At 62.6% G+C, this 25,252-nt stretch carries 25 protein-coding genes; 12 read left to right on the top strand and 13 right to left on the bottom strand.

Annotated features, from left to right (window positions below):
- Nucleotides 1-259 precede the first annotated feature (259 nt).
- Nucleotides 260-2,137 carry a PAS domain-containing hybrid sensor histidine kinase/response regulator gene (locus tag AC1D0O_RS02960; protein ID WP_477652056.1) on the top strand — a complete coding sequence of 626 codons (1,878 nt, stop codon included), beginning with the start codon at nt 260-262 and terminating at the stop codon, nt 2,135-2,137.
- A gap of 32 nt (nt 2,138-2,169) precedes the next feature.
- On the opposite strand, the gene AC1D0O_RS02955 is transcribed toward AC1D0O_RS02960, so the two are convergent.
- Nucleotides 2,170-2,412 carry a hypothetical protein gene (locus AC1D0O_RS02955; protein ID WP_477652055.1) on the bottom strand — a complete coding sequence of 81 codons (243 nt, stop codon included), beginning with the start codon at nt 2,410-2,412 and terminating at the stop codon, nt 2,170-2,172.
- 424 nt (nt 2,413-2,836) lie between these two features.
- Here AC1D0O_RS02955 and AC1D0O_RS02950 point away from each other — a divergent pair, with 424 nt between their 5' ends.
- The 7 genes from AC1D0O_RS02950 (at nt 2,837) to AC1D0O_RS02920 (ending at nt 8,132) form a co-directional block, all read left to right on the top strand.
- Nucleotides 2,837-3,145: a hypothetical protein gene (locus tag AC1D0O_RS02950; protein WP_477652054.1), complete on the top strand. Its 309-nt coding sequence runs from the start codon at nt 2,837-2,839 to the stop codon at nt 3,143-3,145.
- A 54-nt stretch (nt 3,146-3,199) separates the two neighbouring features.
- Nucleotides 3,200-3,760 carry a hypothetical protein gene (locus AC1D0O_RS02945; protein WP_477652053.1) on the top strand — a complete coding sequence of 187 codons (561 nt, stop codon included), beginning with the start codon at nt 3,200-3,202 and terminating at the stop codon, nt 3,758-3,760.
- Nucleotides 3,757-4,131 carry a hypothetical protein gene (locus AC1D0O_RS02940; RefSeq protein ID WP_477652052.1) on the top strand — a complete coding sequence of 125 codons (375 nt, stop codon included), beginning with the start codon at nt 3,757-3,759 and terminating at the stop codon, nt 4,129-4,131. Before AC1D0O_RS02945 ends, AC1D0O_RS02940 begins: the two co-directional genes overlap by 4 nt.
- A 37-nt stretch (nt 4,132-4,168) precedes the next feature.
- Nucleotides 4,169-5,083, top strand: a complete 915-nt coding sequence (locus AC1D0O_RS02935; RefSeq protein WP_477652051.1) for a helix-turn-helix domain-containing protein — start codon at nt 4,169-4,171, stop codon at nt 5,081-5,083.
- 236 nt (nt 5,084-5,319) lie between these two features.
- Nucleotides 5,320-5,790, top strand: coding sequence for an SRPBCC family protein (locus AC1D0O_RS02930; protein ID WP_477652050.1), 471 nt, complete (start codon nt 5,320-5,322; stop codon nt 5,788-5,790).
- A gap of 89 nt (nt 5,791-5,879) precedes the next feature.
- Complete coding sequence (locus AC1D0O_RS02925; RefSeq protein WP_477652049.1) at nt 5,880-6,443, top strand: DUF4124 domain-containing protein; 564 nt, start codon at nt 5,880-5,882, stop codon at nt 6,441-6,443.
- A gap of 138 nt (nt 6,444-6,581) precedes the next feature.
- Complete coding sequence (locus tag AC1D0O_RS02920) at nt 6,582-8,132, top strand: ankyrin repeat domain-containing protein (protein WP_477652048.1); 1,551 nt, start codon at nt 6,582-6,584, stop codon at nt 8,130-8,132.
- 37 nt (nt 8,133-8,169) lie between these two features.
- Here the strand turns inward: AC1D0O_RS02920 and fabG are convergent, their stop codons facing one another.
- Genes fabG through AC1D0O_RS02905 form a run of 3 tightly spaced genes read right to left on the bottom strand, consistent with a single transcriptional unit; the run spans nt 8,170 to nt 12,321 of the window.
- Nucleotides 8,170-8,913: a 3-oxoacyl-ACP reductase FabG gene (fabG, locus tag AC1D0O_RS02915; protein ID WP_477652047.1), complete on the bottom strand. Its 744-nt coding sequence runs from the start codon at nt 8,911-8,913 to the stop codon at nt 8,170-8,172.
- Between the two features lie 46 nt (nt 8,914-8,959).
- Nucleotides 8,960-11,107, bottom strand: a complete 2,148-nt coding sequence (locus AC1D0O_RS02910) for a 3-hydroxyacyl-CoA dehydrogenase NAD-binding domain-containing protein (protein WP_477652046.1) — start codon at nt 11,105-11,107, stop codon at nt 8,960-8,962.
- Nucleotides 11,108-11,112: 5 nt separating this feature from the next.
- On the bottom strand, nt 11,113-12,321 hold the full coding sequence (locus tag AC1D0O_RS02905) for an acetyl-CoA C-acetyltransferase (protein ID WP_477652045.1): 1,209 nt from the start codon (nt 12,319-12,321) through the stop codon (nt 11,113-11,115).
- Nucleotides 12,322-12,454: 133 nt separating this feature from the next.
- On the opposite strand from AC1D0O_RS02905, the gene AC1D0O_RS02900 reads away from it, so the two are divergent.
- The gene (locus AC1D0O_RS02900; protein ID WP_477652044.1) at nt 12,455-13,618 is read left to right on the top strand and encodes an acyl-CoA dehydrogenase family protein; all 1,164 of its coding nucleotides are present in this window, start codon (nt 12,455-12,457) and stop codon (nt 13,616-13,618) included.
- 31 nt (nt 13,619-13,649) lie between these two features.
- Here the strand turns inward: AC1D0O_RS02900 and AC1D0O_RS02895 are convergent, their stop codons facing one another.
- Nucleotides 13,650-14,054 (bottom strand): GFA family protein, encoded by a 405-nt coding sequence (locus AC1D0O_RS02895; RefSeq protein WP_477652043.1) that lies wholly within the window; start codon nt 14,052-14,054, stop codon nt 13,650-13,652.
- Nucleotides 14,055-14,117: 63 nt separating this feature from the next.
- On the opposite strand from AC1D0O_RS02895, the gene AC1D0O_RS02890 reads away from it, so the two are divergent.
- Entirely contained in the window at nt 14,118-14,645 is a 528-nt protein-coding gene (locus AC1D0O_RS02890) for a MarR family winged helix-turn-helix transcriptional regulator (RefSeq protein ID WP_477652042.1), read from the top strand.
- A gap of 15 nt (nt 14,646-14,660) precedes the next feature.
- Here AC1D0O_RS02890 and AC1D0O_RS02885 read toward each other — a convergent pair whose 3' ends face one another.
- The 7 genes from AC1D0O_RS02885 to AC1D0O_RS02855 all read right to left on the bottom strand — a co-directional run bounded on the left by AC1D0O_RS02885 (nt 14,661) and on the right by AC1D0O_RS02855 (nt 22,733).
- Nucleotides 14,661-14,831 (bottom strand): hypothetical protein, encoded by a 171-nt coding sequence (locus AC1D0O_RS02885; RefSeq protein WP_175456022.1) that lies wholly within the window; start codon nt 14,829-14,831, stop codon nt 14,661-14,663.
- A 90-nt stretch (nt 14,832-14,921) separates the two neighbouring features.
- Nucleotides 14,922-16,118 (bottom strand): ROK family protein, encoded by a 1,197-nt coding sequence (locus AC1D0O_RS02880; protein WP_477652041.1) that lies wholly within the window; start codon nt 16,116-16,118, stop codon nt 14,922-14,924.
- Between the two features lie 15 nt (nt 16,119-16,133).
- On the bottom strand, nt 16,134-16,931 hold the full coding sequence (locus tag AC1D0O_RS02875) for an ATP-binding cassette domain-containing protein (RefSeq protein WP_477652040.1): 798 nt from the start codon (nt 16,929-16,931) through the stop codon (nt 16,134-16,136).
- A gap of 1 nt (nt 16,932) precedes the next feature.
- Nucleotides 16,933-18,120, bottom strand: coding sequence for a sugar ABC transporter permease (locus tag AC1D0O_RS02870; RefSeq protein ID WP_477652039.1), 1,188 nt, complete (start codon nt 18,118-18,120; stop codon nt 16,933-16,935).
- A 102-nt stretch (nt 18,121-18,222) separates the two neighbouring features.
- On the bottom strand, nt 18,223-19,239 hold the full coding sequence (xylF, locus tag AC1D0O_RS02865; RefSeq protein ID WP_477652038.1) for a D-xylose ABC transporter substrate-binding protein: 1,017 nt from the start codon (nt 19,237-19,239) through the stop codon (nt 18,223-18,225).
- A gap of 312 nt (nt 19,240-19,551) precedes the next feature.
- On the bottom strand, nt 19,552-20,601 hold the full coding sequence (locus AC1D0O_RS02860) for an Ldh family oxidoreductase (RefSeq protein ID WP_477652037.1): 1,050 nt from the start codon (nt 20,599-20,601) through the stop codon (nt 19,552-19,554).
- A gap of 176 nt (nt 20,602-20,777) precedes the next feature.
- Nucleotides 20,778-22,733, bottom strand: a complete 1,956-nt coding sequence (locus AC1D0O_RS02855) for a PhoX family protein (RefSeq protein ID WP_477652036.1) — start codon at nt 22,731-22,733, stop codon at nt 20,778-20,780.
- Nucleotides 22,734-23,100: 367 nt separating this feature from the next.
- Here AC1D0O_RS02855 and AC1D0O_RS02850 point away from each other — a divergent pair, with 367 nt between their 5' ends.
- On the top strand, nt 23,101-23,769 hold the full coding sequence (locus AC1D0O_RS02850; RefSeq protein ID WP_477652035.1) for a DsbA family oxidoreductase: 669 nt from the start codon (nt 23,101-23,103) through the stop codon (nt 23,767-23,769).
- Between the two features lie 10 nt (nt 23,770-23,779).
- On the opposite strand, the gene AC1D0O_RS02845 is transcribed toward AC1D0O_RS02850, so the two are convergent.
- Nucleotides 23,780-24,124: a MoaF N-terminal domain-containing protein gene (locus tag AC1D0O_RS02845; protein ID WP_477652034.1), complete on the bottom strand. Its 345-nt coding sequence runs from the start codon at nt 24,122-24,124 to the stop codon at nt 23,780-23,782.
- Between the two features lie 219 nt (nt 24,125-24,343).
- Between AC1D0O_RS02845 and AC1D0O_RS02840 the strand changes: the two genes are divergently transcribed.
- A complete protein-coding gene (locus AC1D0O_RS02840; protein WP_477652033.1) occupies nt 24,344-25,072 on the top strand; it encodes a glutathione S-transferase in 729 nt (242 codons plus the stop codon).
- Nucleotides 25,073-25,252 lie beyond the last annotated feature (180 nt).

Genomic DNA, 25,252 nt, shown 5'->3' with positions numbered 1-25,252 from the left:
CGGCCGTCCGGCCGCGTTGCTGCATTGCCGGAAGCTGCAAATGCGGTGTTCTCCTACACAATGTTACTAATGGCTTGGCTATATTGAAGCTGCGAGCCCTTCTAGGGGGCCGCACTCACTCCTCTGGATTTACCAGTTTTGAGGCCCGGGCCGCCCGGGTTTTTTTTTGCCGGTCTCCTGGGACGCCGTATTGATACGCAGCTAGCCTTAATCATGACGTGAACCTGCGCGCCTTGCCAAAAGCAGGAGATTGACTGCCATGACCCTCACCACCGTTCTCCCCGTGGATTCCGTCAGCATCGAGCGCTTCCGCCTGCTGGTCGATTCCGTGGTCGATTACGGGATTTTCATGCTGGATCCGGGCGGCCACGTGGTGTCATGGAATACCGGCGCGACCCGCATCAAGGGTTACGTCGCCGATGAAGTGATGGGGCGGCATTTCTCCCTGTTTTACACGGACGAAGCCCGGGCCACCGGATGGCCCCAGCAGGAACTCAAGCTCGCCAAACAAAAGGGGCGCTTCGAGGATGAAGGCTGGAGGGTCCGCAAGGATGGCTCGCGCTTCTGGGCCAATGTGGTCATCACCTCCCTGACCGACCCGGACGGAAGCCATGCGGGCTTCGCCAAGGTGACCCGCGACCTTACCGAAAGGCGCCGGCACGAGCAGGCCCTGCGGGAAAGCGAGGAACGGCTGCGCCTGATGGTGGAGGGCGTGCAGGACTATGCCATCTACATGCTCGACCCCGAGGGCATCATCCAGAGCTGGAACACGGGTGCGCAGATACTCAAAGGCTACAGCGCGGCCGAGGCCATAGGCCGGCACTTCAGCATGTTTTACCGGCCCGAGGAACTGGCGCTCGGCATGCCCGAGAACGAGCTGCGGGCAGCGCTTGAAAAAGGCCGGGCGGAAGAAGAGGGCTGGCGGGTCCGCAAGGACGGCTCGCGGTTCTGGGCCAATGTCGTCATCACCGCCATCCGGGACGCCGAAGGGCAGTTGCGCGGCTTCGCCAAGATCACCCGCGACATGTCCGAGCGCCGGCGGCTCGAGGAGCTGGAGCGCTCCAGCCGGCGCATGAATGAGTTCCTGGCCATGCTCGCGCATGAGCTGCGTAACCCGCTGGCGCCCATCCGTAACGCGGTCACCGTCCTGCAGCTCGAGCCCTCGCCGAGCCCGGTCGTCAAGAACAGCCGCGAGATGATAGACCGCCAGCTGACCCACATGACGCGGCTGGTGGACGACCTGCTGGACGTCGGGCGCCTGAGCACCGGCAAGATACGGCTCAAGAAAGAGACCATCCTCTACAACCAGGTCCTGAGCCGGTCGGCCGAAGCCATGCGTCCGATCATGGACGCCAGGCACCACACTTTTGCCGCGGAGCTGCCACAGGACGAGGTCTATGTGGACGCCGACGGCATCCGGCTGACCCAGGTGATCCAGAACCTCCTGACCAATGCCGCCAAATACACCCCGGCGGGCGGGCGCATCGCGCTGCGCTGCTGGGTGGAGGGCGCCCAGGTCTGGACCGAGGTGTCGGACAACGGGCTGGGCCTCACGAAAAGCGCGATCGGGCAGATTTTTGAGTTGTTCTCCCAGGGCGACATGCAGTCCGCCGCCAAGGAAAGCGGCCTGGGCATAGGCTTGACGCTGGCAAAGTCCCTGGTGGAAATGCACGGCGGCGTACTCAGCGCCGAGAGCGAGGGCCCCGACAAGGGAAGCCGGTTCAGGTTTTCCATCCCCGGGAAAAGTGTGGACAAGGCCGCGGCGACCGATGCGCCCGTGAAAAAATTCCTGGTCGTAGACGACAACCGCGACGCGGCCGACAGCCTCGCGGAGATTCTCAGGCTGTTGGGACACTCGGCGAAGGTCGCCTACAACGGGGCGGATGCACTGGAGATCGCCAAAACCTACAAAGCGTCAGCAGCCCTGGTTGACATCGGCATGCCCGGCATGAATGGGTTTGAGGTCGCCGGGCATTTGCGCGGCTTGCCGCACGGCTCCGGCATGCTCATCGCGGCCGTCACCGGCTATGGCAATGAAGAAGAAAAGAACCGGACCCAGAGCGCCGGTTTCGACTGCCACCTGGTGAAGCCGGTGGATTTCCAGTCCCTGGAAGACCTGATCCAGCGTCTGGCCTGAGCTGCCGGGGCTTCCCGTCGTTTGCCCCAGGCTCAGTGGGTCAGGGGTGGCGCGCCCGCCAGCAGCCTTTGCATGGCCTGGCTGTAGGCGACGTCTTCTTTCCATTGTTCGAATTCCGCGATCGTCGGCATGGGGCCGCTGCCTTGCTGGTGCGCGGCCATCTTTGCGATCAGGCTGTTGTAGCGGTTCTCACGCGCGGCATTTTCGGCGTGCCCAAGGTTCTCGAGCGTGGCAGATTCGGGAAGGGGCGAGCGGGTGGTCAGAACGGCGGGCATGTGTTTCCTTGACGATTACCGAATACTGACAGGTCGGGCGCCGGCACGCCATGTCATTTTGCACACCTTCGCTGGGTAGTTTCCCGAGGGGCGACTCCAGGACGGGGAATGCGGAATATGTCACGGGCGCAGGGCCCTGGCCCGTATATCCCCCAAATAGGGGAGGGCCCGGATGGCGCTTGCTCAAACCCCGGAGCATTCATCGTTTGCGGGTTGCCCGGCCTCGCAGGCTCCCTTCCCGGCGACAGTTCCCCGGGTCGTTTGGGATTAATCCGTCAATAGCCCAAGCCGGTTTTTGAACGAAAAAGCAGGAACTAATTTCGGTGAAAAGTTCCGTTTCCTCATGATCTTGTTGACGAGCCCTTGCTGTGCAGCATCATCTGGCATCGCTGATTTACCGCGTTGCGGACTCACATCACATCCCATGGGTACCTTTACTTCCCAGCCGGAACTTCCTGAAAAGGTAGCCGCCGCTTTTGTCGAGGCAACGGCTGCCCGGTGGTCTTTCCCGCAAGTTGAGCTCTATGAAAAAGAGGCCCTGGTGATGCTGACGGTTGAAACGCCGTCGCCGGACGGGCAAAGCATTGATCCGGCGCTCAAACAATCCGTCGCCAAGGCGCTCAACCAGCTGATACCCGCTGATCCAGCGCATCAGTTTGGACTCTGGATGGTGGTGTTCTGTTGCGAAGGCCATGTCTACGAGACGATTCATCCGAGTGAATTTAACGACTGAATGCAGGGGCGGCTGAGGAGGCCATTCGCAGGCTGCACGCCTAGAATCGCCTGCATGATTCATCGATCGCAGAACCTGCATACGCGCAGACCGCCCAGCCTCAAAGTCGTTGCGGCATGCTTTCTGGGGATCGGGCCCTTGCTGTGGATGCCCTGCCTCACGGCGCTCGAGGCATTTTCTTCCGGCGCAATCTCTTGGGGATGGCCGAGCGCAAACCAATTGGCCTCGGGCCTTGGGAACGCGATTTTTCTGGCCTTCTGGTGGTGGGTGATGGCGTTGGCGGGAGGTGTCTGGCTCGCCACCATCGGGTCGACCTTGCTGGCGGCCGTGGCCACCTGGCAACTCCTCCTTCTCATCGGCCGTGACTACCCCCATTTCTACCGCTTGCCGGTGGCGCGTTTTGCGATCTGTTTCACCGCGGCGAGTTCAATGTCGGCGCTCGCATTTTTTCTGTGCACCATAGGGACGCCTATGCTTCACGGATTTTCCCTGATTGGCTCTGTCGTCCTGGTCGGTGGGGTGCTGGGCTTGTTGCTTGGGCTGTGCTTTCGCAAGATGAGTCCTGATGCCGACGCTTCGGCACTTGAGGAGCCGAGGAACGGGATATCGCCATGACCGGGCTTGCGCGGCGTCGCCTCATTGCAGCAGCTGTAGCGATCAGCGCGTGCGCCAACGCGCTGGCTACCAGCTCCGTTTCATTCGAAGCCGAGGGCTATCTTCTGGACATCGTCGTGGGTGGCGACAGCCGGCCGTCCATTGCCGGCCTTAGCATTGCCACACCTGGGAGCTTCCGCAGCGTGGAGGTTCCTGTGCGCCACCTAAAGGTCGAGGCCTTTGACACCACGCAAAAGGTCTTGCTGCTCCGATTCACCAATCCTGGGGATTCGCAGCTTCCCGGGGATTTTTTCCTCAGCGTCAGAAATGACGCCGGTATATTGCAGATTCAGGGGAAGTCGGTTGCCGGCCGTTTTTCGTGGGGACTGTGACTGTAGGCGGTGATCGCCTGGTTGTTGAATGCAGAACATGGCAATAAACCATCTTGATGTGGATGACGGGGCAATACACCCCGGCACGCGCACATCGCTATTCCTGCCTTCGCCCTTGCTGGCGGATTGCGTGTGTGCTTATGTGGTGCGCGACACTCTGGACGCCCAACTGAGTCCCAAACAAAGCTTCAGCCATTTGCCGGTATCTCCGCTGGTCAGCATTGTCTGGTTGATTCACGGTGGAAGGTCATCGATGCCTATCGGTGTTGATGACTGGCCCCCGTCGTCAAGGCGGGTTGTCTTGCGCGGCCCCCGCACGCAACCCAGCGTCTGGAAAAACCACGGCCCCGCTGTTGGATTTTCACTGACTATTTTTCCGGATGCCTTTCATGCGCTGACACATTTGAATGTGGCCGGTTTGCTGGATCAGGCCAGGAATTTACAAACCGTGCTCGGCAAGGACTGGCAGCAGATGGCGATTGCCGTCCTGCACGCCGGTGATGACCTGGAACGCATTCAAATCATTGAAGCATTTTTAACGCCTCGCTGGATGCCCGTGCGTTCCCCGCAGCCGGCGGCAACGCCACCGGACGGCCTGTCCTTGTTCAACGACTGGGTTGATGCGGTGGCGCTGCGTGCCTCCGCTTCAACCCTGGGGCAAAGCACGCGCCAGCGAGAGCGGCTCATTAAAGGGCAATTGGGACTTCCCATGCGTGCGATCCGTGGGCTGGTACGCATGGAGTCGACATTGGCGCGGGGACACGGCTCCAACGCGTTTGGAGGCCGGTCTTTGGTGGATGTCGCCCTTGCCATGGGGTTCTCCGACCAGGCGCACTTGAGCCGGGAAGTGAAACGCTACTCGGGACTGAATCCAACGGATCTGCAACGCGCCATTGAAACCCAGGAATCCTATTGGCCTTACCGCTTGAGGCAGGCACTGAAGCTGCGGTGATCGCTCCGGACCCCGCCCGCAGGTGTGTATCTGTGCCCGAAATTCCTGTTGCACCCAGTTCCACTGGATTCACCGGAAATGTCGTTTTGATTCAAGACTGCATCCCCGTACCCCCGTAACATTCGAGGCTTTTGTTTGCCCCGCGAACAAAGGTGTTCGGTCATGCCTCCTTCTGCGGCTGTGTTGGGTGGGGCAGCAGCGTTGGCTCCCGATAGGTTTGAAAAATTGGAATTGCATTGCAGCTACTCACTGAACAGACCGTAACCATTGCCAGATCGGTCGAGGCCACGTATCAATACGCGACAAATCTTGAGCATTTTGCCGAGTGGTTTCCGGGTGTTTTATTCATAGAGTCAGCCAACACGCTTGAGCACGCCCAGCGCGGCAAGGAATATCTGGAAACAGTCACCCTCCCTCTCAGAGGCAAGAGAAAAATCAAAATCAGCGTTAAAGAGGCCCAATCCAACAAGGTGTTGATTACAGAGGGCGAGTTCTCGCCTTTGATGCCCAGAATGGAAATGCTATTTCAGGCAAGGGGCGCTGATTCCTGTCGCGTTACATGGCGCATGCTCAGTCGCAACGAGAACTTGCTATTCAAAGCCACGCTCCTGCCTTTGTTCAAGAGCGTCATGACCAAGAGGGCGGTGATCGGTGTGAATCGGTTGCAGCTAAAACTCGAAAACCTGGCGACTGAACCCGCTCGCTGAAACATGGCGAGGCCTTGCGCCATGGAAGCCCGCCCACGCTTCGCTGCGATTTTTTCCCGGTGAATTTTATTTTTTATCTTGACCCCACCATGCGCCTGCAAATCAATTCCCAATTTCTCGGCATGAGCCTGGCTCTGCTGTTCGCCACCTCCCCGGGCCATGCCCAGGGCGTCTACAAATGGGTGGATGCCGAGGGCAAGACCCACTACGGCGCGCAACCGCCCGCCACCGAAAAGAGCGTCGAACCACTGAAGTTGCACAGCAACAGCAGTTTTGGCGGCGACAACAACGGCAAGGTGCGCGCCACCGAGTACAACGCCGACGGCACCAAAAAGGTTCCCAAAGACGTGCAGGACTTTGCCAAGGGGATGGAAAAGGCCCTGGGAACCAAAGACAGCAAAGAGGTGCCGCTGGACTGCGCCAGTGCGGTCAGGAATGCGCAGGACCAGGCGGATACGGCGCTGGAAGTGAGTGCCAAGAACCTGAAAACCGGCTACATCACCCAGGCCGACTACGACAACAACGCCGCCAGGCTTCGTCGCGCCAAGGCAGAGACCAATCTGGGCAGTTGCCAGTCCGCCACGGGCAGGGACCGCGCCTTCTACCAATGCATGTCCAACGGCAACAACCACTTCACGGCGTGCATCAAGTAGGCAAGCGCTGCGCGACTTTGATGGACCTGATCGACCGCCCCAGACCCGGCGCGCAGTTCCCGACCCCACCAGCTTCCATAAGACGCAGGCAACTCCAGATGCCCCGTTTCACACCAAGATGAACGCCAGTAGTACCCCATGTCAGAAGTAAGAACGATTGCCACCCTCTGTTTTGAAGACGACGCTACCAGCCAGCGCTGGCTGGAGGCTTTAAAGCCTGCTTCCGGTGATGCGTGGGATGCCGCCCGCCTGGCCCTTGGGGCGCTGGGTTTGCGTTGCGTGCAAGCGAATGCAGGTGAACAGATTCGCGTCGAGCGCCTGGAACGCTTTGGCAGGCGCCTGGAATTGCGGTTCATGGAGCTGGGCCTGGACAGCCAGACACTGCTGAGCGAACTGATTGAATTGGGCGCCACACACCTGCGCGCCAGCATCGACGACAGCCGCACAGGCGACGTCACCAAGCTGGTTCGAATCGGCAAGGCCAAGGCGAAAGAGGCGGAGTTTGTGGCCGCCGTGGCCGAGTTCGATGACGACTTTGCCCTCATCACGGCCCTGGAAAAAGGCAAATCGACCGAGATCAAGCGGCTTCTGGCCAAAGGCATCAGCCCGAACCAGGAGGTGCGGCCCGGTGTGTACCCCATCCATGTGGCGGTCCTGAAGGACAAGAAGCCCATCGTCAAGCTGTTGATCGCAGCAGGCGCGGATGTGAACGTTCAGACGCCTGACAAGCGAATCAAGGAGGATGGGTTCAGAACGCCCCTGCACCTCGCCATCAACAACGAATCGCTTGATGTCATCGAGATGCTGGTCAAGGCCGGTGCGGACCTCACGCTCCGAAACGCTGCCGGACAAACACCGCTTCACTATGCGATCGTCTATCGGTGTCAAGGCGCCTGCAAACTGCTGATGGAACATGGCGCAGATCCTTCTACGCTTAACGCAAACGGAGTTCCGGCGTTACTCGACTTGAGAACACACAGCGAAGAAGAAGTTCCGGCGTTTCTGGCCTTCGCCCATTCGATGGGGCTAGATCTCAACGTCAAGCTGGAGAATGGAGAGAATCTTTACTGGAGGCTTGGGTACATCAAGGGTGCGGTGGATTACCTGAAGGCGCGGGGCATGATTTCCTCACCGCCCTCCGACGCCTACACCGGTGATGTGCCACGCGATCTTCATAAGGCAATTCGCGGGCATGACCTGGCCAAGATCAAGGTGCTGGCAAAGTTGGGCGTTGATCTGGATACGCCATATGCGGCGTTTAGTTCTTTTGAGCCTGAACCACCCATATTGGATGCTGCACGTGATGGACATGCCGACGTGGTCGAACTGCTGTTGGATGCTGGCTGCAATGTCAACGCGACTGGCACCGACCAGATAACGCTCCTGCACAAGGCGGCAAAGAACGGAAACGTTGAACTCGTCAGCATGCTGCTCAAGCGCGGCGCCAATCCCAACGCCATTGAGCACTATGGATTTGCGTTGAGCCAAAAAAGTGATGATCCCATGCTGAAGGCATTGGATGAAGGCCATATCGCGGCGGCGGAAATCCTCATGCCGCATTGGTTGCCAACTCAAGCACGCCTGGAGAAAGCCAAGACGCTTCTTGAGCATCACATCAAGCACAACAACAAAGGCGCGGATGCGGTGGATATGCTGAAGGCGATTGAAGCGCGGCTCGCTGAAGTTTGATCTCCCAGCGCCGATACTCAAACGGTTTCGCCTTTGCCTAAACCGACATCCCCCCAGACACCTCAATCACCGCCCCATTGACATAACTCGCCTCATCGCTGGCCAGAAAGGCGTAGACATTGGCGATCTCTTCGGGCCGCCCCAGGCGCTTGAGCGGGACGTGGGCTTCCATTTCCTTCAAGACTTTCTCGGGAATCGTGTCCAGGATGTGCGTCGCGACAAAACCCGGCGCGACGGCGTTGACGCGCACGCCCTTGGGGCCGAGTTCGCGGCTCCAGGTTTTGGTGAAGCCTATGACGCCGAATTTGCTGGCGGCGTAGTTGGTCTGACCGAAGTTTCCGTAGATGCCCACGACCGAGCTGGCGTTGAGGATCACGCCGTTGCCCTGGGCCACCATGATGTCGGCCACGGCTTGCGCGCAGTGGAAGACGCCGCGCAGGTTGACGTCGATCACCTTGTCGAACTGCTCCAGCGTCATTTTCTGCAGGCGCGCGTCCTGGGTGATGCCGGCATTGTTGACCAGCACATCGATACGGCCGAACTGGTCTTTGACCTTGCCGACCACGGCGTCGACCATGCTGCGCTGCGTCACGTCCATGACATAACCAACGGCCTGGGCGCCCAGGGCCTGGCATTGTTTGACGGCTTCGTCGACGCCGGCCTGCTTGACGTCGCAGACGATGACGGTGGCGCCTTCTTTTGCGAACTTGAGGGCGGTGGCGAGGCCTATGCCCTGGGCGGCGCCGGTGATGAGGCTGATCTTGTTTTGGAGTCTTGGCATGGAATGGAGAACGTTGAGGTGAATGGGAGAAGGGGAGTGAGGCGGCTCAATACACCGGCTGATGTTTGCGTATCGCGTCCTTGACCGCGTCGCTCAGCGCAAAGCCGGGACCGAATCTGGCGGCCAGTTCATCGCAGCGCCGGGCAAAGGCCTCAAGTCCCATGCCGTAGATGAACTGCATGGCGCCGCCTGTCCAGGCCGGGAAGCCTATGCCGAAGATGGAGCCTATGTTGGCGTCGTGCACCGTGGTGAGTACGCCTTCGCTGAGGCAGCGTGCGGTCTCCACGGCCTGGCGGTAGAGCAGGCGGTCCTTCAGTTCCTCGATGTCCCAGGCGGCGCCGGGTTTCTCGAACAAGGGCTTGAGTTCGGGCCACAAGTGCTTCTTCGCGCCGGGCTCGGCCGGGTAGTCGTAAAAGCCGCCGCCGGCCGCGCGGCCGGGGCGATGCAATTCTTTCACCATGCGTTCGACCAGTAGTTCGCCCGGTGTGGCGGTGTAGGTTTTGCCTTCGGCGCTGAAGTCGGTGCGGGTCTGGTCCAGCACATGCACGCTCAGCGAGAGCGCGGTTTCGTCAAGCACGGCCAGCGGGCCCACCGGCATGCCGGCCTGGATGCCGGCGTTCTCGATGGCGGCGGCGGGGATGCCTTCGCCCAGCATGGCCGCGCCTTCCATGACAAAGGTGCCGAAGGTGCGGCTGGTGTAAAAACCCCGCGAATCGTTGACGACGATGGGGATCTTGCCCAGGGCCTGCACATAGTCAAAGGCGCGGGCCACGGTTTCGTCGTCGGTCTGTTTGCCGCGGATGATCTCGACCAGCTTCATCTTGTCGACCGGACTGAAGAAGTGGATGCCGATGAACTTCTCGGGCTTGTCGCTGGCCGTGGCCAGGCTGGAGATGGGCAGGGTCGATGTGTTGGAGGCAAAGAAGCCGCCAGGCGCAAGCAGGGGTTCTGCCTCCTGCGTGACCTTGGCCTTGAGGTCGCGGCGCTCGAACACGGCTTCGATGATGAGCTCGCAGCCGGCCAGGTCGGCGGCCTGGCTCGTGGCGGTGATGCGCGAGAGCAGGGCGCTTTGTTCGGCCGCCGTCATGCGGCCTTTCTCGACGCGCGGCGCGGTGATCTTGCCGGTATAAGCCTTGCCGGCCTCGGCCTTCTCCTGGCTGACATCTTTCAGCACGGTGGTAATGCCCCGGCTGGCCTGCGCATAGGCGATGCCCGCGCCCATCATGCCGGCGCCCAGGATGCCGACCTTGTTGGGCCTGAACTTCGGCACGCGCGGCGGGCGAGACTGCCCGCTCTTGATGGCGTTCATGTTGAAGAAAAAGGTGTTGATCATGGCCTTGGCATTCGTGCCGGTCATGAGCTTGGCGAGGTAGCGGCTCTCGATGCGGAGCGCGGTTTCCAGGTCCACCTGCGTGCCTTCGACCATACAGGCCAGGATGGTTTCGGGCGCCGGGTAGAGGCCGCGCGTCTGCTTCTTGAGCATGGCGGGTGCGACGCTGAGGGCCGCGGCGATCTTGGGGTTGGCGGGTGTGCCGCCGGGGATTTTGTAGTCCTTGGCTTCCCAGGGGTGTTGCGCCTGCGGGTTGGCAGCCAGCCACGCCAGGGCCCTGGCGCGCAGCGCGCCGGCGTCGGCCACCAGTTCATGCACCAGGCCCAGCTCCAGTGCCTGGCGCGGATTGAAGGTCTTGCCTTCGACCAAGTAGGGCTGCGCGCCCATCAGGCCCAGGTGGCGCGTCATCTTGGTCACGCCGCTGGCGCCTGGCAGCAGGCCCAGGGTCACTTCGGGCAGGCCGAACTGTGTCTTGCTGTCGTCCACCGCCACGCGGTAGTGCCCGACCAGCGCGACCTCCCAGCCGCCGCCCAGCGCCGTGCCGTTGAGGCAGCTGGCGACAGGGATGCCCAGGGTTTCGAGCGTGCGGAAGTTTTTCTTGACGCGCTCGACTTCGGCATAGGCTTTGGGCGCGTCGGCGGGCGTGAGGCGCATGATCGCCTTCAGGTCGGCACCGGCAAAAAAGGTGGATTTGGCGGAGGCGAGGATCAGGCCCTTGAGGCCGGCTTTGTCTTTCAGCACCTGGGCGGTGACTTCGCTGAGGTCGTCCTGCCATTGCAGGCACATGGTGTTGACGGGGGAGTCGGGCTCGTCGAAGGTGATGGTGGCGATGCCGTTATCGATCTGGTACTGGATGGTCTTCATGGCGTTCAGATTCTTTCCACGATGGTCGCGATGCCCATGCCGCCGCCCACGCACAAGGTGGCCAGGCCGTAGCGCAGTTTTCGCCTGTGTAGCTCGTCGACCAGCGTGCCCAGGATCATCGCGCCGGTGGCGCCCAGCGGGTGGCCCATGGCGATGGCGCCGCCGTTCACGTTGACCTTGTCGTGCGGCACCTTCATCTCTTTCATGAAACGCATCACCACGGCGGCAAAGGCCTCGTTGACTTCGAACAGGTCTATCTGGTCCACCGTGAGGCCGGCCTTGGCCAGGGCCTTGCGCGTGGCGGGCATGGGGCCGGTCAGCATGATGGTCGGGTCGGCGCCGCTGAGCGCCGCGGCCACGATGCGGGCACGCGGCTTCAGGCCGTGGGTCTTGCCGGCGGCTTCCGAACCGACCAGCACGGCGGCCGCGCCGTCGACGATGCCGGATGAGTTGCCGGCATGGTGCACGTGCCGGATGCGCTCGACCTGCGGGTAGCGCTGCAAGGCCACGGCATCAAAGCCCATGGCGCCGAGCTGGTCGAAGGCTGGCTTGAGCGAGGCCAGGCCTTCGAGCGTGGTCTGGGGTTTGATGAATTCGTCTTCGCCGAGGATGGTCTGGCCGAGGAAGTCTTTCACCGGCACGACGGAGTTGGCAAAGTAGCCCGCGGCACGCGCCCTGGCGGCGCGCTGCTGGCTTTCGAGCGCGAAGGCGTCGACGTCGACGCGGCTAAAGCCTTCGAGCGTGGCGATCAGGTCGGCGCCTATGCCCTGGGGCACGAACAGCGTGGCGCTGTTGGTTTCCGGGTCCTGCGCCCAGGCGCCGCCGTCGGCACCGATCGGGACGCGGCTCATGCTTTCGACGCCGCCGGCCACCACCAGATCTTCCCAGCCGGAGCGCACTTTCTGCGCGGCCAGGTTGACGGCCTCCAGGCCTGAAGCGCAAAAGCGGTTGATTTGCACACCCGAGGCGCGGAAGTCCCAGCCTGCCTTGAGCGCAGCAACCTTGGCGATGACCGCGCCCTGTTCACCGACCGGCGAGACCACGCCCATCACCACGTCGTCGACGGCGGCGGTGTCAAAGCCGTTGCGCTGCTGCAGCTCGGCCAGCACGCCGGCCAGCAGGTTGACCGGCTTGACCTCGTGCAGGCTGCCGTCTTTTTTGCCCTTGCCACGCGGTGTGCGGATGGCGTCGTAGATAAAGGCTTCGGTGCTCATGGCTTTCCTCGGGAAGGCAGGGATGATGGGGATGCGGGAGGGGAGGCTGTTGAAGTATATTCATTTCACAAAGCGGACGCTTTGTATAAATACTTCCCCAGCCTTATCCCTCAGCCTTACCCCAGGTGACCCCATGATCGAACGCAGCCTCTTCAGCACCGACCACGAAGCCTTTCGCGACGCCTTTCGCCGCTTCATGGACAAGGAAATCGCGCCCTTCCACGAGCAATGGGAGGAGCAGGGCTACGTGGACCGCAAGGTCTGGAACAAGGCCGGCGAGAACGGTTTTTTGTGCATGACCATGCCCGAGGAGTACGGCGGCTCGGGCGCGGACAAGCTGTATTCGGTGATCCAGATGGAGGAGCTGGGCCGCGGCGGTTTCTCGGGCATCGGCTACAGCTTGCATAGCGAGATCGTCTCGCCTTACATCCTGCACTACGGCACCGAGGCGCAGAAACAGAAGTACCTGCCCAAGCTGGCCAGCGGCGAGATGGTGGGTGCCATCGCCATGAGCGAGCCCGCGGCCGGCTCGGACCTGCAGGGCGTGAAGACCACCGCGCTGAAGCAGCCCGACGGCAGTTACCTGCTCAACGGCAGCAAGACCTTTATCACCAACGGATGGCATGCCGACCTGGTCATCGTGGTGGCCAAGACCAACCCGGCGGCGGGTGCCAAGGGCACCAGCCTGATGCTGGTGGAGCGCGGTATGCCGGGTTTTGAAACCGGCAAGCGGCTCAAGAAGCTGGGCCTCAAGGCCCAGGACACTTCGGAGCTGTTCTTCACCGACGTGAAGGTGCCGGCGGAAAACCTGCTGGGCGGAGAGGCGCATGAGAACCGCGGTTTTATCTGCCTGATGGAGCAGCTGCCCTGGGAGCGTTTGCAGATCGCCATCACGGCGGTGGCTTCGGCGCAGGCGGCGATCGACTGGACGCTGGCCTATGTGAAGGAGCGCAAGGTTTTCGGCCAGCCGGTGGCCAGCTACCAGAACACACGCTACACGCTGGCCGAACTGCAGACCGAGGTTCAGGTGGCGCGCGTGTTTGTCGACAAATGTGTGGAGCTGGTCGCTCAGGACAAGCTGGACACCGCGACCGCCAGCATGGCCAAGTACTGGTGCAGCGACCTGCAGTGCAAGGTGATGGACGAATGCGTGCAGCTTTTCGGCGGCTACGGTTATATGTGGGAGTACCCGATCACGCGCGCCTATGCCGACGCGCGCGTGCAGCGTATTTACGGCGGCACCAACGAGATCATGAAAGAGGTGATTTCGCGGGCCATGGGCCTGGGCGCGAAATAGCGCCCGGCTTTAAATGGCCTAAGAGCGGCTCTTACAGGTGGCGTGTCTCCGCAGGGGTGTTCCACCAGGCGTTGTTGCGTCCGTCCGAATAATTGACAGGCGCGCTGATGAGTTCGGCCGGTTCGGCGTTGTCCAGGGCGGCGATGTTGATGGAGACATAGTCGCCGCCAATCTGCTCGATATAACCCCGGCCGAAAGGCCGCACGCCGCAGTGCTTGCAAAACAGGTGATGGCCGCTTTTGGTGCCGAACTGGTAGTCGCTAAGTTCGCTCTCCCCGGCCAGCAGGCGGAAGGCGTCCGGCTTGATGATGGTGCCCCAGTTGCGGGTCTTGGTGCAGATGGAGCAGTTGCAGCGGCCGGTGCCCTTGCTGAGGTCGATGTCGGCTTCAAAACGGACGGCGCCGCAGTGGCAGCTTCCGGTGTAGGTTTTCAGCATGGCGGGAGTTCCTTTCAGAGCGGGCGGATGGAAGGGGAGGACTGAATATGACAGAATGTTGTCATGTCTGAAAGTATAGTTAAACGACAGCATGCTGTCAAATCAAGAGTTGCCGGCGAGGATGTCGAGCGCACGCCGGCCGCCAACACCCTGAGCTGGCTGGTGGTGCAGGTGATGCAGCTCAACGGCCTGTTGATTGCGGCAGGTGACGCGCTGGCCGCGCCTGCCGGGCAGACCTCGTCGCGCTGGCAGGTGCTGGCGGCGGTGGAGGATGAGCCCTTGTCGGTGGCGCAGATTGCGCGCGCCATGAACCTCACTCGGCAAAGCGTGCAACGCGTGGCGGATTTGCTGGTCGAAGACGGGCTCTGCGCCTATGAAGACAATCCGGCCCATGCCCGGGCCAAACTGCTAAGGCTCACGCCCAAAGGCCGCAAGGCGCTGCAAACCATACAGGCAGGCCAGAAGGTATGGGCCAATGCGCTGGCCGTGCAAATGGACGAAGCCCAGTTGGGTACCGCGAGCGCAGTGCTGGCGCGGTTGCAGCAGGCCTTGAGGACGCAGGAGATGCCGCAGGAAACGCCGAAAGAATAGCGGGCGGGTTCCCGCTTAAGACGGGTCTTTGCTGCGGGTGCGGCTTACAGCGCTGAAGATGCCTATGCCCAGGAAGATCAGCGCGCCTATGCCGATGTAGAGGTGCGGCACGCCGGCTTCCACGGCGCCCCAGATGACGCCGGCCAGGAAGATCACGAACCCGAGCATGTACAGCGCAAAAGACATTTTCTTCTCCAGAAATGCAGTGCTTTTACTGTGCGCGCCGGGCAGGTGGCGCCTTATCGGGGAAAAGCGCCGATGCGTGTCAGCGCAGGCCTACCGTGCGCAGGCGGGCTCGCCCGAGGTGCGCGGCGCCTGGAGCAGCGCTGGGTCCCGCGCAGGCTGGCCGTTGCCCGCAAGGCGGCCGGTCGGATGCATGGGGCGCAGGTACTGGTGCAACACCATGGCGGCGGCACCCACCGCTGAGGCCAGCAAGCCATAACGTGCGACGCGCACCGTGGGAGCGGCGACGCCGGCAGCGCTGGCGTAGCTTTGCAGCGTCTCCTGGGCAACCTTCACCATGTCGGGAAAATGGTGGCATGACGAGCCGCCCACCACCAGCACGCTGGGATCGAAGGTAGTCCACAGGTTCTGCAGCAGCACGCCCAGGTAGTGCCCTGACCGTTCGGCATTCGCCAGCTGGCCCAGGGCGCCTGAACCGATGAAGGTCTCCGCGCAGCCGCGCCGTCCGCAGGAGCAAGGGGGACCGTCGAGTTCCAGAACGCTGTGGCCGATCTCGCCGGCCATGCCGCGCATGCCGGTGAACAAGCGGTCGTTGAGCACGATGCCCGCGCCCACGCCGACATCACAGCTCACAAAAATCAGCGAGTCCTTGCCGTCGTTTTCTGAAAACTCGTATTCGCTCAGCGCGGCGGTGTCGGCTTCGTTCTGCACATGCACCGGTACCGGGGGCAGGCCCGCATGAGTCAATGCCTGGGTGATCTGCGGCAAAAAGTCGACGTTGCGCCAGCCAAGGTTGGGGGCAAAGCGGACCACGCCGGTGGCCTCGTCAAACGCGCCTGGCAGGCCGATGCCGATACCCGAGAGCTGCGCGCCCCGCGACACCAGCTGCTCCTGGGCCGTCACCGTGAGCTGGGCAATCCGGCTGCAGACGTCCTGCGGCTGGGTGCTGCGCAAAGGCTCCTGCGTTGACCACAGCACCTGTCCCAGCAGCGACACGCTGGCCACCCGCAAGGTATCGACCGCCACTTCCACGCCAATCAAGCCGCGCGACCGGCAGTCGATTTGCAGGGGAGTGGAGGGCCGCCCGACGCCGTTGGCGGCGGCCATGCTGATTTCACTGAGCCAGCCTTCGTCGATGAGTTCGCGCACCAGCAGGCTGACGGTCGACTTGGTCAAGCCGCTGTAGTTGGCCAGTTGCGCGCGCGAGCGGCCCGGCTGGTTTCGCAGCAGGCGCATCAGCACGCTGCGATTGATACGCTTGACGAGCTGCTGGTCACCTGTGGTTTTCATGGCCGATGGCATGGTTCAGTCGATGCGGTGGGGCGCCTGTGCGCGTCCTTCCGGCTGCTTGCCGGCGATGATCATGCCGAGGATCTGGTCTTCGTTCAGGTCGGCCGTGCGGTAAGTGCCGACCATGCGGCCGTTTTTCATCACCGAGAGGCGGTCGCTGAGCGAAAAGACATCCTGCATGTCGTGCGTGATCAGGAAAATGCCCACGCCTTCGGCCTTGAGCTGGAGCACCAGCCTGGCCACCATGGCGGATTCCTCCGGGCCCAGGGCGGCACAGGGTTCGTCCATGACCAGGATGCGGGCATTGAAATAGATGGCGCGCGAGATCGCCACCACCTGGCGCTGCCCGCCCGACAGGCGCCGCACCGGGGTATGGATGTTGGTGAAGTTTTTATTCAGGCGGCCGAACACCTTGCGAGCCTGAGCCTCCATGAAGTAGTCGTCCAGGGTATTCCATGCCGTCATTTTTTCGCGGCCCAGGAACAGGTTGGCCACGGCATCCAGGTTGTCGGCGAGGGCCAGCGTCTGGTAGATGGTTTCGATGCCCTGCTGCTGCGCATCGGCCGGGCTCCGCAGATTCACTTTCTGCCCCATCACATGGATCTCGCCCGAATCGATTGGGAAAGCGCCGGCCAGCATTTTCATCAGCGTTGATTTGCCGGCGCCGTTGTGGCCCAGCACGGCAACCACTTCGCCCGGGTAGAGATTCAGGTTCACGCCGTCCACGGCATGGACGCCGCCAAAGGCTTTGCGGATGTCCTTGAATTCGACCAGGGGTTCGGTGGTGGCTTGGGTGGTTTGCATGGTTTGCATGTCAGCTTTCCTGCACCCACTTGCGGTAGAGCACGTCGAAGACCACCGCGACAATCAGCACCTGCCCGATGATGATCATGCGTTTTCCGATGGAGACGTCCAGCAGCAGCATGCCACTGTCCAGCGACTGCATGATGAGCGCGCCCAGGACCGAGCCGATGATGGTTCCGCTGCCGCCGGCCAGCGCGGTACCGCCGATCACGGCGGCGGCAATGACGAATAGCTCCATGCCGGTGCCCAGCGAATTGGTGCCCGCGTTCAGACGGGCCACCGACACGATGGCGGCGATGGTGATGAGCACGCCAAGCAGGGCAAACAGCATGAGCGTGACCCGCTTGACCGGGATGCCGACCAGGACCGCGGCATCGGGGTTGCCGCCCATGGCGTAGACATAACGGCCGAAACGGGTCCGCTGGGAGATGAAGGACATCACCACCGCCACGGCCGCCCAGATGAGCACCGGGATCGGGATGCCCTGGGGCGCGTCCTTGTTGGGAACCAGGTAGCTGTTCATGGCCGCGGCAAATGCGGCCAGCAGGAGCACAGGTGCGGCCACCAGCAATGCATCCACCCATACGGGCTGGTTGGGCATCTCGTGGCGTGTGGAGGCGCGGCGGCGCAACAGCATGCGAAGCACCAGCACCAGGCTGACGCATGCAGTCAGGACCCAGGTGGCGGTCACCCCGATACCTCCGTCATAGCCACCGCCGAGCAGTAAAAATGTGTCGTCGCTGACGGGCTGGGTCTTGCCGTCGGCTACCAGAAAGGCCGCGCCGCGCAGGGACATCAAGCCCCCCAGCGTGACCACAAAAGACGGAACGCCGAGCATGGCGGTCAGCCACCCCTGGTACACCGACACCACCAGCGCCGCGGCCAGCCCGGCGAGTGACGCCGCCGGCCAGGACCATCCCAGCGTGTATTGAAGATAGGCGATGAGGACGCCGACAAAACCGATCACCGAGCCGACCGACAGGTCGATATGCCGCGCCACGATGATCAGCACCATGACCGTGGACACGATGCCCACCACGGCCGTTTGCTGGGCGATGTTGTAGAGGTTTTCAGGCGACAGGAAAATGCCGCCCGACAGGGCCTGGAATACGCCCGCCAGGACGGCGAGCACGCCCCCCATGAACACCAGCCGCCAGTCGACGGCGGCGTTGTGCAGGAATCGGGCAGGAAGTTGCATGGTCTTGAGGATGCAGCGCTCCCAGGCAACCTGCAGGCCGGTTGCCTTGCCTGCTTGCGCAGGACAGGGAGCAGGTGATTGAAAGCTGTGTTGCCTGCGTGCTTACTTGCAGACGGCAACGTTGCCGGTGACTCCCTTGCAGAGTTCCTCTTTTTTGATCCAGCCGGCCTTCACCACCACGTCAAGGTTGTCGCGGGTGATGGGCACGGGCTTGAGGAATTGGGCCTGCAGGGCCACCTTTTTCTCGCCACCGTTCCAGGAGGTCGCGCCATCGACTTTTTTGCCGGCACCCAGATTGACGGCCGCGCTGGCCGCCTGTTTGCCGAGGTCGCGGGCATCTTTCCATACCGACACGGTCTGCGTGCCCAGGGCTACGCGGTTCAGCGCGGCAAAGTCACCGTCCTGGCCCGACACCGGCACACCCTTGAGGCCCTTGGAACTCAGCGCCGCCACGACACCGCCGGCGGTGCCGTCATTGGAGGCGACCACGGCATCGACCTTGCCGCCGTTCTTGGTCAGGATCTGCTCCATGTTTTTCTGCGCGACTTCGGGTTTCCAGCCTTCGGTGTATTCCTCGCCCACGATCTTGATGTCACCTTTCTTGACGGCGGCGTCAATGATTTCCTGCTGGCCCTCGCGCAGGAAATTGGCATTCGGGTCGGTGGGGGAGCCCTTGATCATCACGTAGTTGCCCTTGGGCTTGGCCTGAAACACGGCACGCGCCTGCATGCGGCCGACTTCCTTGTTGTCGAAGGTGATGTAGAACACGCCGGGCGCCTCGATCAAGCGGTCGTAGGCGATGACAGGCACTTTTTGTTTGGTGGCCTTGTTCACGGCGGGCAGGATGGCGTCTTTGTCCATGGCCAGCACGATCAGGACCTTGGCGCCCTTGGCCATCAGCCCGTCAATGTCCGCCAGCTGTTTTTCGGGAGAGCCGGCGGCATCCGCGCTGATGTACTTGGCGCCCAGCTTTTCAAGCTGCGTCTTGATGGCGGTCTCGTCGGTTTTCCAGCGTTCCTCCTGGAAGTTGGACCAGCTGACGCCGACCGTTACCTGCGCAAATGCGCCGGCGGCGGCCAGGCTGAGTGCCATTGCAGTAAGAGATGCTTTTAATTTCATTTGTGTCTCCGATGGTTCTGCCCAGATCAGGCATGTGGTTTTTAAAACTCAACTGAATCCCGGTCATCGTTCCGCTGCAAACGCAGCACTTGGTAATTAGTTTGAACGACGCACTAATTATGTGAAGCTGAAAAATTCCGCGTCTAGGGAGAAACCCCGGCATGGCGGAGCTCCTTTGGCGTTTTGGACAGTTTCTGTAACGCCAAGGTGTTAACCGGCGAGGTGCCGGCGGGGCGTATGGGTCTTTTTTCGCGGAAGGCTTGTCAGTGGCGCTGCCTGGCCGGGTCGGTTCTCTTCCGGAAAACCTGCGCTTCAGTTCGCGGCGGCGGGCTCCGTCACACCGAGCTTGATGGCCCAGCTGGCCAGCGCCGGCAGTATGGACGGGTAGAGCGCCACGCCGGCCTGCTTTTGCCGAGCCGCCAGTGCGATGCCTTTCTCGCCGGGTGTGCGCACGGCCATGCCTTCTCGCGCGGGGCGCGAGGCGCGGCAGGCGTCGGCGACGTGGCCGGTCTGCCGCTCGAAAGCGTCCAGGCCGGCGAAGGCGCGCGGGTCCATGATCTGCAGGAACACCGTCGCGCCCCAGCCTTCCTTGGGGTCGGCGCGGCCGTGGCCGGCCAGGCCGCCGGTCAGGGCCTCGACCAGCAGCGTGAGGCCGTAGCCCTTGTGGCCGGAGTCCATACCGCCCAGCGGCAGGATGGTGCCCTTGGGTTCTTCAAACAGCACGGAAGGGTTGTCGCTGGCCGTGCCGTGGCCGTCCATCACCCAGGCGGCGGGCAGGCGCTTGCCTTCCTTGTGCAGCCGGTTGGTCAGGCCGTTGGTGGTGGCCGAGGTGGAGACGTCCATCAGCACCGGCACGCCACCCGTGGGGATGCCGGCCGAGACCGGGTTCGGCGTGAACACCGCGTCCAGGCCACCAAAGGGCGCCACGCTGGCGGTGTTGGGGTCTGAGCAGGTCAGCAGCATCAGCAGGCCTTTGTCGGTGGCGCGTTTCAGGTAGGCGGCCAGGCAGGCGATGTGGTGGCTGCGGCGTATCACCACGGTGCAAGTGCCCTGGATGGCGGCGCGTTCAGTGGCCTGTGCCATGGCCTCGAGCACCAGCCAGGGACCGGGTAGGCGGCGGCCGTCCCAGGTCAGCGCGGCCGGACGGTCGGCCAGCACGGTGGGCGCACCGAGTTTTTCCATGGAGCCGGATTCGAGTTCGCCAAGGTAGCCGGGCAGCAGGGCCAGGCCGTGGGTGTTGTGGCCCATCAGGTCGCCTTCGACCAGGATTTCCGCAACGGCTGTGGCCTTGGCCGGCTCGAGTCCGGCAGCGGTGAGCAGGGATTGCGCGTAGTGGATCAGGTCGGCGTAGCGGTAATGCATGGGGTTCCCATTGGGCTATGGTGCCCAGGCGATGCGCCGCGGGCTTGCAGGGCATTTTAGGGAAGAAGGGCTTTTCAATGCAGTTCGCCCCGAGGCTGCCGAATTGCTTCGGCAAGCTCAGGGCGAACGGCGGCGTCTGATCCCGGCCGTGCGCTTGCACGGCCTGGGTTCTGCTCTTAACCCAGCTTGATGCTGCTGGGGTCGGCCGTCAGGTAGCCCACAGCCGCGCCGAAGCGATCCTTGTAATTCGCGCGCACCAGCGGGTCCAGCACGGCCTGCACCTTGCCGTGCAGAGCCGGGATCCAGTCACCGGCGTGCTGGAAGTTGCTCATGATGTAGGTCCAGCCATTCAGGTCGTCCACCACGTGCAGGCCGGTGGCCTCGGCGCCCGAGGGCATGGACATCAGGCGCGACAGCTGTTTCGTGTCGACGTTGTAGGCCCAGATGAAGTTGTTGACGTGGGTGCTGCTGTCTTCACCGATGAAGAGGGTGCGCATCTTTTCCGAGAATTTCAGGTTGTCGGGGTTGGAGACCTTGTTGGGATTGGCCTTGTTGCCCAGCGCATCCCCGGCGATGTCTTCACCGACCAGCAGGGCCTTGGTGTGCACCGGCATCCACTCGCTGTCGATGGCGTTGCCGCCCAGGTCTTTCTGGCCGCCGTCCAGCTTGTGCATCATCACGCCGCCGGCGATCAGGGCCTTGTCCAGGGCGATGCCGCTGGCCGCATTCCAGCCCTTGCCGGTCTTGACCATGGAGTCCTGCATGTTCTGCAGCGCCGAGTAGGCGACCTTGTCCTTGATGTTGACGGTTGTGCCTTCCATCTTGGAGAAGCCCATGCTGCCGCCCATGAGGTAGGCATAGCGGTGGGTTTCGAGGAAGGCGGCGGCTTTTTCCATGCCGGGCTTGACCTTGATCCAGTTCGCGTTGCCGCCGTAGAACACCTTGGTGAAGCTGGCGTCGGACGGGTCGGCCTTGAGCACCGTCATGATGTCGGCCGGCTTGAGCGTGTCGGCCATCTTTTCGATCTCGGCGCTGCTGGCGTGTCCCAGCTTGATCCAGGAGATCTTCGCGCCTTCGGCGGCCGGGTCGACCGAGAAGCCGCTGCCCAGCTTGCCGACGTACAGCGTGCCGGACGAGAGGTCTTTCTCGCGGTCGGCCACGAAGACGAAGAGGCCGCTGTTGGTGGCGTCGTCGCCCATCAGCACGGTGCGGTTGTCGGGCATGACCTGCACGAGCTCGTGCGAGATGCGGCCCATGTTGTAGTGCTTCCTGACCGTGCCGGTGCCGTCGGGGTGCACGGTGACTTCGGGCAGGTGGCCGTAGTGGTAGGGGTTGGCCTTGGTTTCGTCGCCGTAGACGTTCTTGCTGAACTTCTTGAACTGCGCGCTTTCGGCGGCAAAGGGGGCGTCGGGCTCGTACTCTTCGCTGGACAGGTGGGTGTTCCAGGGCGACAGGCTGGCGCCGCAGGTGATCCACAGGCCGTGCGCCTTGGACATGTCGACGTTGTGGTATTTCACGAGGCTGAGCTTGCCGGTGGCGGGGTCCTGGTCCAGTGTCAGCACGGCGATGGGCGAGGGCAGGTTGCCATAGGCGTCGGCGCCGGCCTGGTCGCGCGTGGTGTATTCAAACTGCACGACGGCGAAGACCGCCTTGCCCTTGACGCCGGGCACGTTGGCGTTGGGCAGGCCCAGCAGCGAGGTGCCGTCGGGCGAGTCGGAGAACATCTGGCGTTCCTTGCCGGGCACCGAGCGGTCGATGATGGGCTGGTTGTTGATGTCCACGTAGCCGCCGCTCAGGATGGTGCCGCCCTTGCCGTCCGGCACCATGTCGCCGGTGACGAAGAAGGGCTGGTAGGCCAGCTTGTAGCTTTGCGTGCTGTTGTCCTTGAGGCGGACCTGCAGGCTGGAACCCACGGTGGTGGTGGCCATGGCGGCCGTGTCGGCCAGCGAGGGCGCGGCCATGGACGTGAAGCTGGAAGACAGGTAATTGCCCGCGGCGGCGGGTCCGCTGGTGGCGCAGCCCGACAGCAGCGAACTCGAGGCCAGGGCACCCAGCGGCAGCATGGGGGCGGTCGCCAGGAACTTCAGGGCGGTGCGGCGGGACGGGAGGGAAGGGGTGGCCAAGTCGGACATTGTTGGTGTTTTCCAGTTTTTCAGGTGGGGATGATCGCGAAGCTGCGGTCATGCTGCGCTGCGGGAATCTTAGGAAGCTTGTGTGACAGTTTCTTGAAATGGGCTGCCAGGAGGCTCCCGCCAGCGGCGCCGATCCTCTGCCGGTTCGGCTGCAAAATTAGCGGGGGCCGCGGAACCGGCTTTGCCGGGCCGCAGGCGCCGCCCCCTCGAGGGGGGAACAGGCTACACGCAGTGAGCCTGGACGGGGGTGTATCTTGTTAATGGATTAACCACGCATCGGGTACTTGAATATCCCGGGGCGCACCGCAAGCTGACCCGTTGCGGGCCAAAATCCGGCTAACGCAGAACAACTCCCAAGGCCAGTCCCATGACCACCCAACTCAAGATCGATTTTGTGTCCGACGTTTCCTGCCCCTGGTGCGTGATTGGCCTGAAGTCGCTGGACCAGGCACTCGAGCGCGTGCGCGGCGACATCCGGGCCGAACTGCATTTCCAGCCTTTTGAGCTCAATCCCAAGATGACGCCCGAGGGCCAGGAGATCACCGAGCACATCACCCAGAAATACGGCATCTCGGCCGAGCAGGCCCAAGCCAACCGCGAGAACATCCGCGCCCGCGGCGCCCAGGTCGGCTTCAAGTTCAGCATGGCCGACGAGCCAGGCGGCGGACGCAGCCGCATTTACAACACCTTTGACGCGCACCGACTGCTGCACTGGGCCGAACTTGAAGGCGCGGACAAGCAAAAGGCACTGAAAGAGTTGTTGTTCCAGCGCTATTTCACCGATGGCCAGAGCCCGGCCTCGCACGAGGTGCTGGTGAAGGCGGCTGTGGAGGCAGGCCTGGATGAGGCCCGCGCACGCGAAGTGCTGGCTTCAGGCGAGTACGCGCGCGAGGTGCGCGAACGCGAACAGTTCTACCTGACCCAGGGCATCCATTCGGTGCCGGCCGTCATCATCAATGACCGCCACCTGATTTCCGGCGGGCAACCGGTGGAAGTGTTTGAGCAGGCTTTGAGGCAGATCGCTGCCGGTGCTTAACGGCTAACGGCTAACGGCTGGCGCCTACGACCTCGAAGGTGCCCGACTGCTGCACCCAGTCCTTGCCGTTGGAGGCAAAACCGATGGCCTGGCCGGTCTTGAGGTTGAGCGCCACCGTCAGCGTGTAGCCGCTTTCCCTGGAGAGATAGGACACCACGTGCACGTCGTCCGACACTTTCACGGCGGCGCTGGCGTTTTCGTGGTGGTCTTTGGCGTCCGGGCTGGCACCGCGCCAGGTGAGGGAGCCGTCGCCGGCAAAGGTGTGCTCAAAGGTATGGCCCCGTGTCGGGCCGTCCTTGAAGGTCCAGCGCAGGGTTTTGCCGTGCAGGGATGCGGGGAGGGTGGTGGCTGTCATGGGAACTCCAGAACTAACGCCAGAAATAGACCTTGAACGCCGTAGCGTGCAGGCCTGGGTAGACGTAGTTTCAACGTAGTTCCGCTCCAGGCGGCGGCTTGTCGGAGGAGGGCGAAATCTTCGTAGGATAAGCGGACGCGGCGGCATTTCCCATGGATTCAAGCCATGGTTTCGCGCAGAATGAAACGACCCTCACAGGATTTGCAGGAGTTGTCATTCATGCCTTACGAACTTCACTACTGGCCCGGCATCCAGGGGCGCGGCGAATTCGCCAGGCTGGCGCTGGAGGCCGCCGGCGCCGACTATGTGGATGTGGCGCGCGGCTGCGAGGAAGACGGGCAGGGCATTCGCGCGATGACCTACGTCATGGAAAGCAATGGCGTGCGGCATCCGCCCTTCGCGCCGCCTTTCCTGGTCGACGGCAAGACCATCGTCGGCCAGTCGGCCGCCATCCTGCTGTACCTGGGCCCGCGGCTGGGCCTGGTCGGTAAAAGCGAAACGGCCCGCCTCTGGACGCACCAGATCCAGCTCACGATCGCCGACATCGTGGCCGAAGCACACGACTCGCATCACCCGGTGGGCACCGGCCTCTATTACGAAGACCAGAAGAAGGAGGCGCTCAGGCGCGCGAAGGAGTTCAGGACGGCGCGCATCAAAAAATTCCTGGCCTGGTTTGAAACCGTGCTCGAGCGCAACCCGCGCGGCGATGCGCACCTGGTGGGCGGCCGCCTGAGTTATGCCGATCTTTCGCTGTTCCAGCTGGTGGAGGGGTTGCTGTATGCCTTTCCCAAGGCCGCCCGCCGTGCCCTGAATAATGCGCCGCGTGTGATGGATCTGCATGACGGCGTCGCGAAGCACAGGCGTGTGGCGGCCTACCTCGTGAGCGAGCGGCGCATTCCGTTCAACGAGGACGGCATCTTCCGCCGCTACCCGGAGCTTGATGCCTGAAAGGGTATGGCTCACGGTCACCAGCGGCGCGCATTTCCGCGCGGCGCTCTCCTACATGCCTGTCTGTGCTTGCCTGACCGTATGGCCTTGCACCGCGCGAGACCATGGTGGCCAGTGTCCGGCCAGGTGAGGTGATGAGCTGATGGCCCGGACGTCTTTCAAACCCGCGTTCGACAAAGG

Source organism: Polaromonas sp. P1_F2 (genome assembly GCF_056405735.1).
This window is presented reverse-complemented; position numbering and strand designations above follow the sequence as displayed.

Bases quoted from the DNA above. Each gene is read 5' to 3' on its own strand.
- AC1D0O_RS02960 (WP_477652056.1), top strand. From the start codon at position 260: ATGACCCTCACCACCGTTCTCCCCGTGGATTCCGTCAGCATCGAGCGC.
- AC1D0O_RS02955 (WP_477652055.1), bottom strand. From the start codon at position 2,412: ATGCCCGCCGTTCTGACCACCCGCTCGCCCCTTCCCGAATCTGCCACG.
- AC1D0O_RS02950 (WP_477652054.1), top strand. From the start codon at position 2,837: ATGGGTACCTTTACTTCCCAGCCGGAACTTCCTGAAAAGGTAGCCGCC.
- AC1D0O_RS02945 (WP_477652053.1), top strand. From the start codon at position 3,200: ATGATTCATCGATCGCAGAACCTGCATACGCGCAGACCGCCCAGCCTC.
- AC1D0O_RS02940 (WP_477652052.1), top strand. From the start codon at position 3,757: ATGACCGGGCTTGCGCGGCGTCGCCTCATTGCAGCAGCTGTAGCGATC.
- AC1D0O_RS02935 (WP_477652051.1), top strand. From the start codon at position 4,169: ATGGCAATAAACCATCTTGATGTGGATGACGGGGCAATACACCCCGGC.
- AC1D0O_RS02925 (WP_477652049.1), top strand. From the start codon at position 5,880: ATGCGCCTGCAAATCAATTCCCAATTTCTCGGCATGAGCCTGGCTCTG.
- AC1D0O_RS02920 (WP_477652048.1), top strand. From the start codon at position 6,582: ATGTCAGAAGTAAGAACGATTGCCACCCTCTGTTTTGAAGACGACGCT.
- fabG (WP_477652047.1), bottom strand. From the start codon at position 8,913: ATGCCAAGACTCCAAAACAAGATCAGCCTCATCACCGGCGCCGCCCAG.
- AC1D0O_RS02910 (WP_477652046.1), bottom strand. From the start codon at position 11,107: ATGAAGACCATCCAGTACCAGATCGATAACGGCATCGCCACCATCACC.
- AC1D0O_RS02905 (WP_477652045.1), bottom strand. From the start codon at position 12,321: ATGAGCACCGAAGCCTTTATCTACGACGCCATCCGCACACCGCGTGGC.
- AC1D0O_RS02900 (WP_477652044.1), top strand. From the start codon at position 12,455: ATGATCGAACGCAGCCTCTTCAGCACCGACCACGAAGCCTTTCGCGAC.
- AC1D0O_RS02895 (WP_477652043.1), bottom strand. From the start codon at position 14,054: ATGCTGAAAACCTACACCGGAAGCTGCCACTGCGGCGCCGTCCGTTTT.
- AC1D0O_RS02890 (WP_477652042.1), top strand. From the start codon at position 14,118: ATGTCTGAAAGTATAGTTAAACGACAGCATGCTGTCAAATCAAGAGTT.
- AC1D0O_RS02885 (WP_175456022.1), bottom strand. From the start codon at position 14,831: ATGTCTTTTGCGCTGTACATGCTCGGGTTCGTGATCTTCCTGGCCGGC.
- AC1D0O_RS02880 (WP_477652041.1), bottom strand. From the start codon at position 16,118: ATGAAAACCACAGGTGACCAGCAGCTCGTCAAGCGTATCAATCGCAGC.
- AC1D0O_RS02875 (WP_477652040.1), bottom strand. From the start codon at position 16,931: ATGCAAACCATGCAAACCACCCAAGCCACCACCGAACCCCTGGTCGAA.
- AC1D0O_RS02870 (WP_477652039.1), bottom strand. From the start codon at position 18,120: ATGCAACTTCCTGCCCGATTCCTGCACAACGCCGCCGTCGACTGGCGG.
- xylF (WP_477652038.1), bottom strand. From the start codon at position 19,239: ATGAAATTAAAAGCATCTCTTACTGCAATGGCACTCAGCCTGGCCGCC.
- AC1D0O_RS02860 (WP_477652037.1), bottom strand. From the start codon at position 20,601: ATGCATTACCGCTACGCCGACCTGATCCACTACGCGCAATCCCTGCTC.
- AC1D0O_RS02855 (WP_477652036.1), bottom strand. From the start codon at position 22,733: ATGTCCGACTTGGCCACCCCTTCCCTCCCGTCCCGCCGCACCGCCCTG.
- AC1D0O_RS02850 (WP_477652035.1), top strand. From the start codon at position 23,101: ATGACCACCCAACTCAAGATCGATTTTGTGTCCGACGTTTCCTGCCCC.
- AC1D0O_RS02845 (WP_477652034.1), bottom strand. From the start codon at position 24,124: ATGACAGCCACCACCCTCCCCGCATCCCTGCACGGCAAAACCCTGCGC.
- AC1D0O_RS02840 (WP_477652033.1), top strand. From the start codon at position 24,344: ATGCCTTACGAACTTCACTACTGGCCCGGCATCCAGGGGCGCGGCGAA.